The 13,779-nt window shown below is 76.1% G+C and carries 14 protein-coding genes and 1 tRNA gene; 11 read left to right on the plus strand and 4 right to left on the minus strand.

From position 1 onward, the window contains the following. Window positions 1–95 precede the first annotated feature (95 nt). Entirely contained in the window at window positions 96–1,028 is a 933-nt protein-coding gene (locus JIG38_RS18995) for a PfkB family carbohydrate kinase (protein ID WP_199425231.1), read from the minus strand. A gap of 114 nt (window positions 1,029–1,142) precedes the next feature. Here JIG38_RS18995 and JIG38_RS19000 point away from each other — a divergent pair, with 114 nt between their 5' ends. The 8 genes from JIG38_RS19000 to JIG38_RS19035 all read left to right on the plus strand — a co-directional run bounded on the left by JIG38_RS19000 (window position 1,143) and on the right by JIG38_RS19035 (window position 8,882). After that, complete coding sequence (locus JIG38_RS19000; protein WP_199425232.1) at window positions 1,143–2,150, plus strand: Gfo/Idh/MocA family protein; 1,008 nt, start codon at window positions 1,143–1,145, stop codon at window positions 2,148–2,150. 69 nt (window positions 2,151–2,219) lie between these two features. Further along, complete coding sequence (gene tmk, locus JIG38_RS19005; RefSeq protein WP_307845037.1) at window positions 2,220–2,900, plus strand: dTMP kinase; 681 nt, start codon at window positions 2,220–2,222, stop codon at window positions 2,898–2,900. Beyond that, entirely contained in the window at window positions 2,897–4,030 is a 1,134-nt protein-coding gene (locus JIG38_RS19010; RefSeq protein ID WP_199425234.1) for a DNA polymerase III subunit delta', read from the plus strand. The genes tmk and JIG38_RS19010 overlap by 4 nt, the downstream gene beginning before the upstream one ends. Window positions 4,031–4,111: 81 nt before the next feature. Further along, window positions 4,112–5,725 carry an alpha/beta hydrolase gene (locus JIG38_RS19015; RefSeq protein WP_307845038.1) on the plus strand — a complete coding sequence of 538 codons (1,614 nt, stop codon included), beginning with the start codon at window positions 4,112–4,114 and terminating at the stop codon, window positions 5,723–5,725. A gap of 96 nt (window positions 5,726–5,821) precedes the next feature. Next, window positions 5,822–5,894: transfer RNA gene (locus tag JIG38_RS19020), tRNA-Thr, on the plus strand. Window positions 5,895–6,027: 133 nt separating this feature from the next. Further along, window positions 6,028–6,549, plus strand: a complete 522-nt coding sequence (locus JIG38_RS19025) for an SRPBCC family protein (protein WP_199425235.1) — start codon at window positions 6,028–6,030, stop codon at window positions 6,547–6,549. A 167-nt stretch (window positions 6,550–6,716) separates the two neighbouring features. Then, a complete protein-coding gene (locus JIG38_RS19030) occupies window positions 6,717–7,178 on the plus strand; it encodes a CHRD domain-containing protein (protein ID WP_199425236.1) in 462 nt (153 codons plus the stop codon). Window positions 7,179–7,319: 141 nt separating this feature from the next. Then, window positions 7,320–8,882, plus strand: a complete 1,563-nt coding sequence (locus tag JIG38_RS19035; protein ID WP_199425237.1) for a DUF4153 domain-containing protein — start codon at window positions 7,320–7,322, stop codon at window positions 8,880–8,882. Window positions 8,883–8,958: 76 nt separating this feature from the next. Here the strand turns inward: JIG38_RS19035 and JIG38_RS19040 are convergent, their stop codons facing one another. Continuing rightward, window positions 8,959–10,137, minus strand: a complete 1,179-nt coding sequence (locus JIG38_RS19040; RefSeq protein WP_199425238.1) for an RtcB family protein — start codon at window positions 10,135–10,137, stop codon at window positions 8,959–8,961. Between the two features lie 338 nt (window positions 10,138–10,475). Here JIG38_RS19040 and JIG38_RS19045 point away from each other — a divergent pair, with 338 nt between their 5' ends. The 3 genes from JIG38_RS19045 (at window position 10,476) to JIG38_RS19055 (ending at window position 12,238) form a co-directional block, all read left to right on the plus strand. Beyond that, the gene (locus tag JIG38_RS19045; protein WP_199425239.1) at window positions 10,476–10,685 is read left to right on the plus strand and encodes a hypothetical protein; all 210 of its coding nucleotides are present in this window, start codon (window positions 10,476–10,478) and stop codon (window positions 10,683–10,685) included. A 157-nt stretch (window positions 10,686–10,842) separates the two neighbouring features. Next, window positions 10,843–11,922, plus strand: coding sequence for a LacI family DNA-binding transcriptional regulator (locus JIG38_RS19050; protein ID WP_307845039.1), 1,080 nt, complete (start codon window positions 10,843–10,845; stop codon window positions 11,920–11,922). A 22-nt stretch (window positions 11,923–11,944) separates the two neighbouring features. Beyond that, window positions 11,945–12,238, plus strand: coding sequence for a hypothetical protein (locus tag JIG38_RS19055; RefSeq protein WP_199425241.1), 294 nt, complete (start codon window positions 11,945–11,947; stop codon window positions 12,236–12,238). Window positions 12,239–12,246: 8 nt separating this feature from the next. Here the strand turns inward: JIG38_RS19055 and JIG38_RS19060 are convergent, their stop codons facing one another. Further along, window positions 12,247–12,597 carry a putative quinol monooxygenase gene (locus tag JIG38_RS19060; RefSeq protein WP_199425242.1) on the minus strand — a complete coding sequence of 117 codons (351 nt, stop codon included), beginning with the start codon at window positions 12,595–12,597 and terminating at the stop codon, window positions 12,247–12,249. Continuing rightward, window positions 12,597–13,715 carry a non-homologous end-joining DNA ligase gene (ligD, locus tag JIG38_RS19065; RefSeq protein ID WP_199425243.1) on the minus strand — a complete coding sequence of 373 codons (1,119 nt, stop codon included), beginning with the start codon at window positions 13,713–13,715 and terminating at the stop codon, window positions 12,597–12,599. Before ligD ends, JIG38_RS19060 begins: the two co-directional genes overlap by 1 nt. Between the last annotated feature and the right edge of the window lie 64 nt (window positions 13,716–13,779).

The following is a 13,779-nucleotide window of genomic DNA, read 5'->3' on the forward strand; positions in this document are numbered from 1 at the left end:
GGCGCGGACGTGGAGCAGGCGTCCCGCCACGCGCGACGGTGCCCCCACGACGCCGGGCCCCCCGACGCCGTGCCCCCACGACGCCGGGACGGGCGTCAGGCGTGGATCGCGGCGCGGGCCGCCGCCACGGCGCGCGCGTCCGCGAGCCAGCCGCGCGCGCCGTCGGCGGCGCACGACACCGACGCCGCACCCGCGGCCGCCGCGAGCCCGGCGCGCAGGCCCGCGGGTCCCGCGGGGAGCCCGTGCAGCGCGAGCCACGCCGCGAGCGCGCCGTGCAGCACGTCGCCGGCCCCGAGCGTGTCCCGGACCGTCACGACCGGCACGGGCACCTCGACGACGACGTCGTCGTCGTCGAGCAGCTGGACCGGCCCACCACCCTGCGAGCGCGCCACCAGGGCCGGCCCGAGGTCGCGCACGCCGGCCAGCAGGGCCGCGGGCGGGTCGTCCGGCCGGCCGGGCAGCCGGAGGTCGGCCGAGAGCAGCGCCACGTCCGTGAGCGCGAGCAGGCGCTCGAGACCGGCCTTCCACGAGCCGCCGTCGAGCAGCACCGGGACCCCCGCGGCGCGGGCGGCGGCCGCGGCCTCGAGCGCCAGGTCGAGGTGGTGGCCGTCGACCAGGACCGCCCCGACGCCCGCGATGAGGGCCCGCCCGTCGGTCGACGGCCCCGTCCCCCCGTCGCCCCGCGTCGCGTTGACCGAGACGACGGCGCGCTCCCCGGTCGCGGCCGTGACCAGCACCGTCGAGACGGCCGGGGACGCGCCCGGTGCCGCGAGGTCCACGAGGTCGACGTCGTGCGCGGCGAGGTCCTCGGTGACGACGCGCGCGAGCGCGCCCGCGCCGACCCGGGTGACGAGCGCGGCCGGGACGCCGAGGGCGGCCGCCGTGACCGCCGCGTTCGCGGCCGGCCCGCCCGACGCAACCCACAGCCCGCGCGCGACGACCTTCTCGTCGGGACCCGGCACCCGGTCGACGGTCTGGACCACGTCGAGCGTCGCGAGCCCGACGGCGAGCACACGGGCGGCGGGCATGCGGCGAGCCTAGGGGGACGCGCGGCGAGCGGTCCCGGTACCTCGGCGGGCGACGGGTCGAAACGGTACGAGACCCGCCTGCACGCGCCGCGCCCGCGGCGCTACGGTGACGCCATGACACACGCCGAGGACCCCCGCACCGCCCCGTCGATCCGCTGGGGGATCCTCGCCCCGGGCGGCATCGCGCACACGTTCGCCCGGGCCGTCACGCAGCACACGCAGGCCGAGATCGTCGCCGTCGGCTCGCGCAGCCGGGACCGCGCCGCGGCGTTCGCCGCCGAGTACGACGTGCCCGCCGTGCACGGCGACTACGAGTCCCTCGTCGCCGACCCGACGGTCGACGCGGTCTACGTCGCGTCGCCGCACTCCGAGCACCGCGCCCACGCCCTCCTCGCGATCGAGGCGGGCAAGCACGTGCTCGTCGAGAAGGCCTTCACGCGCAACGCGGCCGAGGCGCAGGACGTCGTCGACGCGGCCCGCGCGCGGGGCGTCTTCCTCATGGAGGCCATGTGGACGCGGTTCCTGCCGCACGTCGTGGCGCTGCGGTCGGTCCTCGAGCGGGGCGACATCGGAGAGGTCGTCTCCGTCCTCGCCGACCACGGCCAGGCGTTCGGCCACATGCCCGCGACCCACCGCCTGCACAACCCCGAGCTCGCGGGCGGCGCGCTGCTCGACCTGGGGGTCTACCCGGTCTCGTTCGCGCACGACCTGCTCGGCGTGCCGGACCGTGTGCAGGCCACCGGCTCGCTCACCCCGACCGGTGTCGACGGCCAGATCAGCATCGCGCTCGGCTACGGCGAGCGGACGCAGGCGTCGCTCCACACGACGCTCTGGTCGCGCACCGCGACGACCGCCGTCATCGGCGGCACCGAGGGCCGGATCGAGGTCGAGACGGACTTCTACCGCCCGACGGCGTTCACGGTGATCCGCAACGACGGCAGCTACTGGTCCTACGACCGCGAGGTCGACGGCGGCTTCCAGTACCAGGCCGCCGAGGTCGCGCGCCGTGTCGCGGCCGGCGAGACCGAGAGCCCGGTCATCACGCACGAGGACACGCTCGCGGTCATGCGCACCATGGACGAGATCCGCCGCCAGGTCGGCGTCACCTACCCGGGGGAGTGAGCCGGCCGGCCGGCCACGCGACGAGGCCGGCGGGCCGGGCGTGTGGGTGGTCCGGGCTACCCTGACGCCGTGCTCAGCTCCGGTGTGCTCATCTCGTTCGAGGGCGGCGACGGCGTCGGCAAGTCGACCCAGCTCGGGCTGCTCGCCGACCGCCTCGTCGGGCTCGGCCACGAGGTCGTGCGCACGCGCGAGCCCGGCGGCACGCCGCTGGGCGTCGAGCTGCGCGACGCCGTCCTGCACGGGGACCACGTCAGCGCGCGCACCGAGGCCCTGCTCTACGCGACGGACCGCGCCCACCACGTCGACACGGTGATCCGCCCGGCGCTCGAGCGCGGGGCCGTGGTGCTCACCGACCGCTACCTCGACTCGTCGGTCGCCTACCAGGGCAACGGGCGGGACCTGGGGGCCGACGAGGTCGAGCGCCTCTCGCTGTGGGCGACCGACGGGCTGCTGCCCGACCTCACGGTCCTCCTCGACCTCGACCCGAGGGTGGGGCTCAGCCGCCTCACGGGCGCGCCCGACCGGCTGGAGAGCGCGGGCCTGGACTTCCACGTGCGCACGCGGCAGGCGTTCCTCGACCGTGCGGCCGCGGACCCGGGCCGTTGGCTCGTGCTCGACGCCGCGCGGGACGCGGACGAGGTCCACGCTGACGTCGCCGCGCGCGTCGACGCGCTCCTCGCCCGCCGCGCGGGCGCGGAGCCCGCGGTCGGTGCCGCGACGGCCCCGGCGGACCGGCCGGCCGCCCCGTGAGCGTCTGGTCGGGGCTCGTCGGCCAGAGCCACGCGGTCGAGGTGCTCCGCGCCGTGAGCCTGGACCCGGCCGCGATGACGCACGCCTGGCTCCTCACGGGCCCGCCCGGGTCCGGCCGGTCGAACGCCGCGCGCGCGTTCGCGGCGGCGCTCCAGTGCGAGCAGGGCGGCTGCGGCACCTGCCAGGCCTGCACGACGGCGCTCGCGGGCACCCACGCCGACGTGACCGTCGTGGCGACGGAGAAGGTCGTCATCCGGATCGCCGAGGTCCGCGAGCTCATCGGCGTCGCCCAGCAGGCGCCGTCGCAGGGGCGGTGGCGGGTCATGGTCGTCGAGGACGCCGACCGCATGGAGGAGCGCACCTCGAACGTGCTGCTCAAGGCGATCGAGGAGCCCCCGCCGCGGACGGTCTGGCTGCTGTGCGCGCCGAGCCCGCAGGACGTGGTCGTGACCATCCGCTCCCGGTGCCGCGGCGTCGCGCTCCGCGTCCCGCCCGTGGCCGACGTCGCCGCGCTCCTCGTCGAGCGGGACGGCGTCGCCCCCGAGGTCGCCGAGATGGCGGCGCGCGCCGCGCAGAGCCACATCGGCCTCGCCCGGCGCCTCGCGCGGGACCCCGAGGCGCGCGAGCGCCGGACGCGCACGCTGCGGCTCGCCGCCGAGATCCGCGGCGTCGGTGACGCCGTGCTCGCGGCGTCCGACCTCGTCGAGGTGGCCACCGCCGAGTCGAAGGCCGCGACCGAGGACCGCGACGCGGCCGAGAAGGCGGCGCTCCTGCACACGCTCGGCGCGGAGGGCGCCGCGACGCTGCCGCCTGCCGTCCGGGCCCAGGTGCGCCAGCTCGAGGAGGAGCAGAAGCGGCGGGCGACGCGCGCGCAGCGCGACGTCCTCGACCGCACGCTGCTCGACCTGCTCTCGCTCTACCGCGACGTGCTGGTGGTGCAGCTCGGCGCCGACGTCGAGCTCGTCAACCCCGTGCACGACGAGATCCGGCGGCTCGCCGCCTCGAGCACGCCCGAGCAGACGATCCGCCGGATGGACGCGATCGGCGAGGCGCGCACGCGGCTCGAGGGGAACGTCGCCCCGCTGCTCGCCATGGAGGCCATGGCGATCGCGCTGCGTCCCCAGGGCTGAGCCGCGGGGTCGCGGCGGGCTCGTGCCGTCGTCGTCCGGGCGGTGGATCCGCGCGTCGGCGACGGCGGCTACCGTTGCCGGGTGCCGCACGCCTCCCGTCCCTCCGCCCTGCCCGCGGAGCCTCGTCCCGCCGCCTCCCGACCGCTGCGCCGTCGGGTCCCGCGCGCCGCGCTGCGCGCGACGGCCGTGGTCGCCGCCGCGCTGCTCGTCCTGACGGCGTGCGTCGCGCCGAAGGTCCAGAAGACCCCCGAGGGAGAGCCGACGTCGTCCGCGCCGACGACGGCGCCGCAGCCCGGCTCGATCGAGGAGCTCTACGAGCAGGAGGTCGCGTGGGCGGCCTGCGGGTCGTTCGAGTGCGCGACGGTCCAGGCCCCGCTCGACTGGGACGACGCGACGGCGGGCACCATCTCGCTCGCGCTCCAGCGGTCCGTCGCGAGCGGCTCGGCGGACGAGCGGATCGGCTCGCTGCTCATCAACCCCGGCGGCCCGGGCTCGTCGGGCATCGACTTCCTCGAGTACGCCGTCGCGGACGTGCTCGGGCCGACCGTCACCGCGGCGTACGACGTCGTGGCGTTCGACCCGCGTGGCGTCGGCCAGTCCTCCGCGGTCGACTGCGGGCCGGACCCGGTGGTCGACGCCTACCTCACCACCGACACGGCGTTCGCGAGCCAGGCCGACGTCGACGCGGTGCGCGAGCAGGTGCGCGCGTTCGGCGAGGGCTGCCTCCAGTCGACGGGGCCGCTGCTGGGCGAGATCGACACCGTGAGCGCCGCCCGGGACATGGACCTCCTGCGCGCGGTGCTCGGTGACGAGCAGCTGCACTACGCGGGCTTCTCCTACGGCACCTTCCTCGGCGCGACGTACGCCGAGCTCTACCCCGAGAAGGTCGGTCGCCTGCTGCTGGACGGCGCGCTCGACCCCTCGATGTCGAACGACGATCTCATCGTGGGCCAGGCCGTCGGGTTCGAGGAGGCGCTCGCTGCGTACGTCGAGGACTGCATGGCCGGCCAGGGCTGCCCGCTGCGCGGCTCGGTCGACGAGGGCAAGCAGCAGATCGCCGAGCTGGTCGCGCGCGTCGAGCGCCGGCCGCTCGACGCGGGCGACGGCAACGTCGTCAACGGGACCCTCGCGTTCTACGGCATCGTCGTCACGCTCTACGACGACGCGTCCTGGCCGTACCTCACGGCCGCGCTCGCCGAGGCGATCACCGAGAACACGGGCTCGACCCTGCTCGAGCTCGCCAACTTCTACCTCGACCGGACGGTCGACGGGCAGTACCTGTCCAACTCGATGGTCGCCTTCACGGCGATCAACTGCCTCGACTACCCCACGGTCGAGCGCACGTACGACGAGATGGTGGCCTTCGCCGACGACGTCGCCGCGCAGGCCCCGACCTTCGGCCGCGACTTCGCGATGGCGGTGGGCTGCGAGGCGTGGCCGTTCCAGTCGCAGGCCGAGCGGACCGAGATCCACGCGTCCGGCGCGGCCCCGATCGTCGTCGTGGGCACCACGGGCGACCCCGCGACCCCGTACGAGTGGAGCGTCGCGCTCGCCGAGCAGCTCGAGTCCGGCGTCCTCATCACCTGGGAGGGCGAGGGGCACACGGCGTACGGCCGCTCCAACGCGTGCGTCGAGGACGCGGTCGACGCCTACCTGGTCGAGGGGACGGTCCCGCAGGACGGGCTCGAGTGCTGACCCAGCCACCCGTCCGGCCGCCCGCCGGGCCCGCTTTTGGCGAGGCGGCGACGGGTCGGTACAGTAGGGCCCGCTCACGCCGCGAGGCGTGAGCGCGCCGCCTTAGCTCAGTCGGTAGAGCGTCTCACTCGTAATGAGAAGGTCATCAGTTCGATTCTGATAGGCGGCTCCGCGCGCAGGCCCCGTCCCGATCACCGGGACGGGGCCTTCGTCGTCCCCGGCGCGGGCCGATGAGTCCGGCGCGCGCGGCGGGTCGGTAGCCCGAGAGCCCCGGGCCGGCCGGGGCGGTGAGGAGGACTGCCATGACGACCACCTACGACGTCGAGGTCGCACGGATCGTCGAGGCGCCGGTCGAACGGGTGTGGGCCGCGTGGACCACGCCCGAGGGCCTGCGGGCCTGGTGGGGGCCGGCCGGGTTCACCTGTCCTCGCGCGGACGTCGACCTGCGGGTCGGGGGCCGGATCGCGGTGACGATGCGCGCGCCGCAGGAGTGGGGCGGGCTCGAGCAGCACAGCACGTGGACGATCACCGAGCTGACGGCGCCGACGCTGCTGCGCTACGTGTTCCGGTTCGCCGACGCCGAGGGCCGCGCCCTCACACCGGCGCAGGCCGGCATCCCGGCCGGCGGCGTGCCCGACGAGGGTGAGCACGAGGTCCGGCTGGCCGACGCCGGGGACGGCCGCACCGAGCTGCGGATGACCGAGCGCGGCTACACGACGGCCGAGGCCCGCGACATGTCGCGCACAGGCCTCGAGCAGTGCCTCGACAAGCTGGGCGCCGTGGTCGAGCGGGGCCGGGTCCACACCCCGGGCGCCGACTCCTGACGTCACCGGTTCCCGTGCAGCGCACGGTGGCGGCCCGGGACGCACCGATCCCTGGTCCCCGGCCCCGGTCGGGTGGTAGACCTCGGTCGAGGGGAAGAGGGGGACCAGCGACGCGGTCACCCGACCGCGCCGGTGCTCGTCGACGACGACAGACCCGGAGGCCCGTCATGACTCCCACCACCGCACGCACCCGCCCCGCCCCCCGCGCCCTCGCAGGCCTCGTCGTGGTCGGCGCGGTGGCCGTCGCCGCCGCGGCTCCCGCCGCTGCGGGCGGACGGCCGTTCACCACCGAGCTCACCGGCGAGGCCGAGGTCACGGCCGCGGGCGTCCCGAACCAGGGCGACCTCGACGGCACGGGGACCGCGTCGCTGACGATCAACCCCGGACGCGGCGAGGTCTGCTGGACGATCACCGTGGAGGGCGTCGAGCCGATCACGGCGGCGCACATCCACGTCGGCGACGCCACGACGGCCGGACCCGTCGTGGTCCCGCTGTCGCCGTACACGGGCGGCTGCACCGACGTCGACCGCGACCTGGCGCGCGCGATCCTCATGGACCCGGACGCGTACTACGTCAACGTCCACAACGCGACGTACCCGGCCGGCGCGCTGCGCGGCCAGCTCGGCTGAGGCCGTCGGGCGGCCGTGGCGCGCGGTCTTCACCGCGCCGCCACGGCCGTCACCGAACCTGCACGTCGGGCCCAGGACGTCGACAGGACCTCCCTGCCGATCGCCGCCGCGGCAGGCCACCGGATCCCTAGCGTGTGGCGCATGACCGATCATGGCGCGCCGCTGCCCGCGACCCCCCGAGGCCCGCTCCCTCCGCCCGGTCCGCCCCCGTCCACCGGACCCACGACGACGCTCGCCGTCCGGCCCGCGGAGACGCCGCTCGGGCGCTTCTGGGAGGGCTACCGCACGCCGGCGACCGCGACGCAGCTCGTCGGGATCGCGGTGGTGGGGCTCGCCGCCGCCGTGCTCGTCGTCGGGCACCGTCCCGGGCTCGGCGTCGCCGTCGTCGGTGCGGCCGCCTGGGCGCCCGCGGTGCCCGCGCTCGTGCGCCGTCGCGCGGTGGTGGACCTGCTCCTCGCGCTCGTCTCGGTCGCGCTGCTGGCCACGGTCGCGCTGCGCGACGCCGGCTGGCTCGTCGCGCTGTGCGCGGTGGTCGCGGCGGCGTGCGGCGCGGTCGCCGCCACCTCGGCCCGGTCGACCGGCTCGATCCTGCTCAGCGGCGCGACGTGGGCCGCTGGGCTCGTCCGCGCACTGCCCTGGGTCACGCGCACGCTGGCCTACGCGACCGGGTCGCGCCGGCGCCAGGCGCTCGTCGCCCTGCGCAGCGTCGCCATCACTGCGGGCCTGCTCCTCGTCTTCGGGCTGCTCTTCGCGAGCGCCGACCGCGTCTTCGCGAGCTACCTGCCGCGGCTGTCCGCCGAGCTGCTGCCCGGCCAGGTCGTCGTCGGCGTCATGGTCGCCGCGCTGACCGCCGCGCTCGCGCACCTCGCCGCGGCGCCGCCCGCGTGGTCGGAGCTGCGTCCCGGCCCCGGCCGGCCGGCGCGGCCCGGCGAGTGGCTGCTGCCCGTCGTGGCGCTCGACGTCCTCGTGCTGGGCTTCGTGCTCGTGCAGGTCGGGGCCCTGGTGGGCGGGCACGACTACGTGCGGGCCACCGCCGGGCTCGGCTACGCCGAGTACGCGCGGGAGGGCTTCGCCCAGCTGGTCGTCGCGACGGCGCTCACGCTCGCCGTCGTCGGCGTGGCGGCGCGTCACGCGCCCCGCGGGACGACGCGCGACGGCGTCGTGAGCCGCGTCGCGCTCGGTGTGCTGTGCGTCGCGACGCTCGGGGTGGTCGCGTCGGCGCTGCGCCGGATGGACCTGTACATGGAGGCGTTCGGCCTGACCCGGCTGCGCCTGCTGGTGGTCGTGGTCGAGGTGGTGCTCGCCGCGGTCCTCGTGCTCGTCATGGTGGCCGGGCTGCGGCGGGGCGCGGAGGGCGGGCCCTTCCGGGCTGCGTGGCTGCCGCGCGCCGTCGTCGTGACCGTCGCGGCCGGCATGCTCGGCCTGGCCGCGGTGAACCCGGACGCGCTCATCCTGCGCCACAACACCACGGCCGACCTCGAGGTGGCCCTCGACACCGACTACCTGCGCGGGCTCTCGGCCGACGCCGTGCCCGCCGCGGACGGGCTCGACGAGCCGCTGCGCTCGTGCGTGCTCGACGTCATCGCGCACGACCTGCCGACGGGCGTCGGCGACTGGAACCTCTCCCGCGTCCTCGCGGCGGACGTGCTCGAGGCGGGCGCGCCTGTCGCGGCGGACTGGGAGACGTGCGGGTACGGCCGCTGACCCGCGCCGCACCGGGGACGACGACGGGCCCCTCGCAGGGGGCAGGGGCCCGTCGCGCGTCCGCGGTGGGTGGCGGTCAGTCGCCCTTGACGTTGACCACCTGGCGGAGCGTGTGCCGGATCTCGACGAGGTCCGCGGAGTCCGCCATGACCTGGTCGATGTCCTTGTACGCCGCCGGGATCTCGTCGATGAACGCGTCGGTGTCCCGGTACTCGATGCCGCGCATCGCCTCGCGCAGCTGCTCGCGCGTGAACAGCCGGCGCGCGGCCGACCGCGAGTGGTTGCGCCCGGCGCCGTGCGGCGACGAGCACAGCGAGTCGCGGTCGCCCCTGCCGGTGACGACGTACGACGCCGTGCCCATCGAGCCCGGGATGAGGCCGGCGTCGCCGACCCGCGCCCGGATCGCGCCCTTGCGGGAGACCCACACGCGCTCCCCGAAGTGCTCCTCGACCTCGGTGAAGTTGTGGTGGCAGTTGACCCGCTCGGCCTCGACCACGTCCTCGTCCATGTGCCGCGCGACGGCGGCGACGACGCGGTCCATCATCTCCTCGCGGTTGAGCAGGGCGAAGTCCTGCGCCCACCGGAGCTGGCTGACGTAGGCGTCGAACTCCGCCGTGCCCTCCTCGAGGAACGCGAGGTCGCGGTCCTCGAGGTGCACCCCGGCGCGGCGGCAGCGCTCGACCGCGACCCGGATGTGGTGCTGGGCGAGCAGGTTGCCGATGCCGCGCGAGCCCGAGTGCAGGAACAGCCACACCCGGCCGCCCTCGTCGACCGTGACCTCGATGAAGTGGTTGCCCGAGCCGAGCGAGCCCAGCTGGAGCCGCCAGCGCGCCGCGTACGACGTCGGGTCGAAGCCGACGTCGGCCGCCTGCGCCTCGAGCGTCGCGACGCGTGCCGCGGCCGACGGGGTGAGCGTGCGGTTCTGGTTGCCCGCCGAGAGCGGGATCGACCGCTCGATGTCGAGCCGCAGCGGCGCGAGCGGACCCACGGCGCGCAGCTGCTCCTCGGTCCACTGCGTCCGGACGGCGATCATGCCGCAGCCGATGTCGACGCCGACGGCGGCGGGGATGATCGCGCCGCGCGTGGGGATGACGCTGCCGACGGTCGCGCCCTTGCCGAGGTGAGCGTCCGGCATGAGGGCGACGTGCGGGAAGACGAACGGCAGCCGCGCGGTCCGGAGCGCCTGCTCGCGGGCCTGGGGGTCGAGGACCGAGGCCCAGCTGAGGAGGGTCGGGGAGAGCTGCTCGCGTGCCATGTCGGGCTTCCTGTCGGGCTTCCTGTGTCGTGCCTGCTGTGTCGGGTCTGGTCTCCGCCCCGCCGCGCGCCGGTCGATCGGTCGGCTGCCGCGGCGGACGGAGCCCGGCGACGCTAGTGGCACGACCGTGCCACGCGCGACGTCTTTGTGCAGGTCAGGTGCGGCGTCCCTCCGCCCCGACGCCCGCGGAGGGATCGGTCCGCCCCGGGGGGGCGACGTGTCGGCGGGCCGTGCTGACACGGTGCGCACCGCTCTTGACCGGTACAGTGACGCAGGCTACTGTAGCGGTACAGAACACCGCAGGACGACCCGATGGGGGACTCACGATGATGGACAGCATGCCGACCTCGCTGCTCCTCGCGAAGCAGGGGACCGTCGCCCTGGCGCACAGCGCCGAGCCCGGGGCCCCCGTCGTCGAGGACCGTCCGCGCCGGGCACGGCGCACCGCCGGACGGGCCCGCGCCGTGCGGACGCGCTCCGCGCTCGCGGGCGCGCTGCACCGGGTCGCGGACGCCGTCGCGCCGGCGCCCGACGCGACCGCGCACTGACCCGCCCGCGATGACCGCGGGCAGGCCCGCGCCCACCCCGGCGGATCCGACCCCCGGGCGCCGGCTCACGGTGGCGAGCCGGCGCCCGGGTTCCGCGGCCTACCCTGGACCCCATGGGACCGACGAGGGCGACGCGCGGGGTGACCTCGTGGGCCGCGTGACGCTCCAGACGGTCGCCGACCAGGTCGGGGTGAGCCGCATGACGGTCTCGAACGCGTTCTCGCGGCCCGACCAGCTCTCGGCCGAGCTGCGGGCGAGGATCCTCGCCGCGGCGGAGGAGCTCGGCTACATCGGCCCCGACCCCGCGGCGCGCGCGCTCGCGCGGGGGACCACCGGCGCCGTCGGCGTGCTGCTGACCGACTCGGTCGGCGCCGCCTTCCAGGACGACGTCGCGACCGGGTTCTTCGGGGCGCTCGCCGAGGAGCTCGCGCCGACCGGCATGGCCGTCGCCCTCCTGCCGTCGGGCGGCTCGGCCGACAAGATCCCCGCGCGCGACGTGCCCATCGACGGCGCGCTCGTCTACGCGTGCGCGGGCGACGCCGAGGCGCTCGGCTGGCTGCAGAAGCGCCGCCTGCCCCTCGTGTTCGTCGACCAGGCGCCCACCGGCGGCGCCGACGCCGTGCTCCTCGACGACGTCGAGGGCGGCCGTCTCGGGGCCCAGCACCTCCTCGACCTCGGTCACCGCCGGGTCGGCCTGCTCACCATGGGGTCGCAGGGACGCGCGTCGGGCCTCGTCGAGCCGCGTGAGGCCGGCTCGGCGAACTACGTCGCGGCGGAACGGGTCCGCGGCTGGCTCGGCGCGCTCGAGCCCGCGGGCGCGCAGGTGCTCGCGGTCCAGATGCACGAGAACACCGAGGACGCCGCCCACGAGGGCGCCACCGTGCTGCTCGAGGCCGCGGACCGCCCGACCGGCATCGTGTGCTTCTCGGACCGGATGGCCTACGGCGCCGTGCGGGCGGCGCACGACCTCGGGCTGCGGGTCCCGGAGGACGTCTCCGTCGTCGGCTACGACGACAGCCCGCTCGCGTCGCGCGTGCGCCCGTCGCTGACGACGGTCCGCCAGGACGTCGCCGAGAAGGGTCGCGCGGCGGCCCGCGTGCTCACGGCCGCGATCGAGCGCGCCCGGACCGGCGTGCCGTCCGAGGGCCGGGTCGTGCGGCTGCCCGCCGAGCTCGTCGTCCGGCGCTCGACGGGCCCCGCGCCCGACGAGGTCCGGACCGCGGCCGACGACGCCTGAGCGCGTCCGTCCGACCCGGCCGGTGCCCAGCTACCGCGCGGTGATGACCGTGGGCCGGCTCGCGCCCGGCGCCGACCCGGCCGCGGTGCTCCCGCGTGCCGTCGCCGCCGCGCGCGAGGTCGTCGAGGTCGAGGCGTGGGACGTCGGCGTCGTGCGCGGTGAGGCTCGGGCGACGGTGCGGTTCGTCGCCGACGGCGACCCGCTCGCGCTCGGCGTCGCGCGCCGGGTCCGGGCGCACGTGCAGCCGCTCGCGGACGTCGTCGCGCTGCGCGTCTCGCGGCGCTACGGCAGCCGCTGGTACGACGTGCGCGACTGAGCCCGTCGTCAGCGCTCGGGCGCCGGGTCCACGACCGGCTCGTCCACGACCGGCTCGTCCACGTCGACGCCGAGACCGCCGACGATGCGCAGCTCGCGGCTCGCGAACCGGCCGGCGAGCATCGGCCGCGCGCGGGCGATCTGCTCCTGCACCGACGGCAGCCGCAGCGACGCGTCGTGGTGCTCGCGGCTGAGCCACACCTCGGTGACCACGATCTCGTCCGGGTCCTCGTCGGTGACGCCCACGACGTAGCTGCGGCAGCCCGCGGCGAGCAGCTCCCCGGCGCCCGAGGTGAGGATCTCGACCACCTCGTCCCGGCGCCCCGGGACGGTCCACATCGAGCCGTGGTAGCCGTACATCACCCCTCCTCGGCGGCAGCCTCGTCCGCTGCCGTCCTCGTGCGGTCGCGGTCCCGGCTCGGCTGCACGCGCTTGGGCTCGCCGGGCATCTTCGGGTACTCGGGCGGGTAGGGCAGGTCGCCGGCACCGTGCTCGGCCTCGTCGCGGTCGGCGAGCTCGAGCAGCGGCTCGAGCGAGTACGCCGGACGCTCCGGGTCCTGCGGCGTGGGCGCGCTGAGGGCGTGGAAGAGGTCGCCGACCTCGGCGAACCGCGCGGGCATCGACAGGACGTCGAAGTCGTCCGGGTGGACGTCGCCGAGCTCCTCCCAGCGCAGCGGCGCCGAGACCGTGGCCCGCGGGTTGGAGCGGATGGAGTACGCCGAGGCGATCGTGCGGTCCCGCGCCATCTGGTTGTAGTCGACGAAGATCCGCTGCCCGCGCTCCTCCTTCCACCACTTCATGGTCACCTGCTCGGGCAGGCGACGCTCGATCTCCCGGCCCAGCGCGATCGTCGCGCGGCGGGCCTGGGTGAACGTCCAGCGGGGCTCGATCGGGACGAACACGTGCAGCCCGCGCCCGCCCGACGTCTTGGGCCAGCCCTCCATGCCCAGCTCGTGCAGGAGCGCGCGGACCTCGGGCGCGACGCGGACGGCGTCGTCGAAGTCGGTGCCCGGCTGGGGGTCCAGGTCGATGCGCATCTGGTCCGGGGAGTCGACGTCGGCCGAGCGCACGGGCCAGGGGTGGAACGTCAGCGTGCCCATGTTGGCGGCCCACGCGACGACGGCGAGCTCGGTCGGGCAGACCTCGTCGGCCGTCCGGCCGCTCGGGAAGGAGATGGTCGCCGTCTCGACGTAGTCGGGCGCGCCCTGCGGGACGCGCTTCTGGTAGAACGCGTCGCCGGTGTTGTCGGCGCGCGTGGACATGCGTGCGCCCTCGAAGACGCCCTTGGGCCAGCGCTCGAGCGTCGTCGGCCGGTCGCGGAGGGCGCCGAGGATGCCGTCGCCCACCGCGACGAAGTACTGCACGACGTCGAGCTTGGTCAGCCCGCGCTCCGGGAACACGACCCGGTCGGGGCTCGTGACGCGCACGGTACGTCCGGACACCTCGAACTCGACCGCCGGGGTCGTCGCGCGCGCCATGCGATCAACGTAGACGCTCGGTCCGACACGGGCGAGGGTGGGTCGAGCCGCCCTGCCCCGCCCC

Source organism: Actinotalea solisilvae, from assembly GCF_016464425.1.
GTDB classification, from domain to species: Bacteria; Actinomycetota; Actinomycetes; order Actinomycetales; family Cellulomonadaceae; genus Actinotalea; species Actinotalea solisilvae.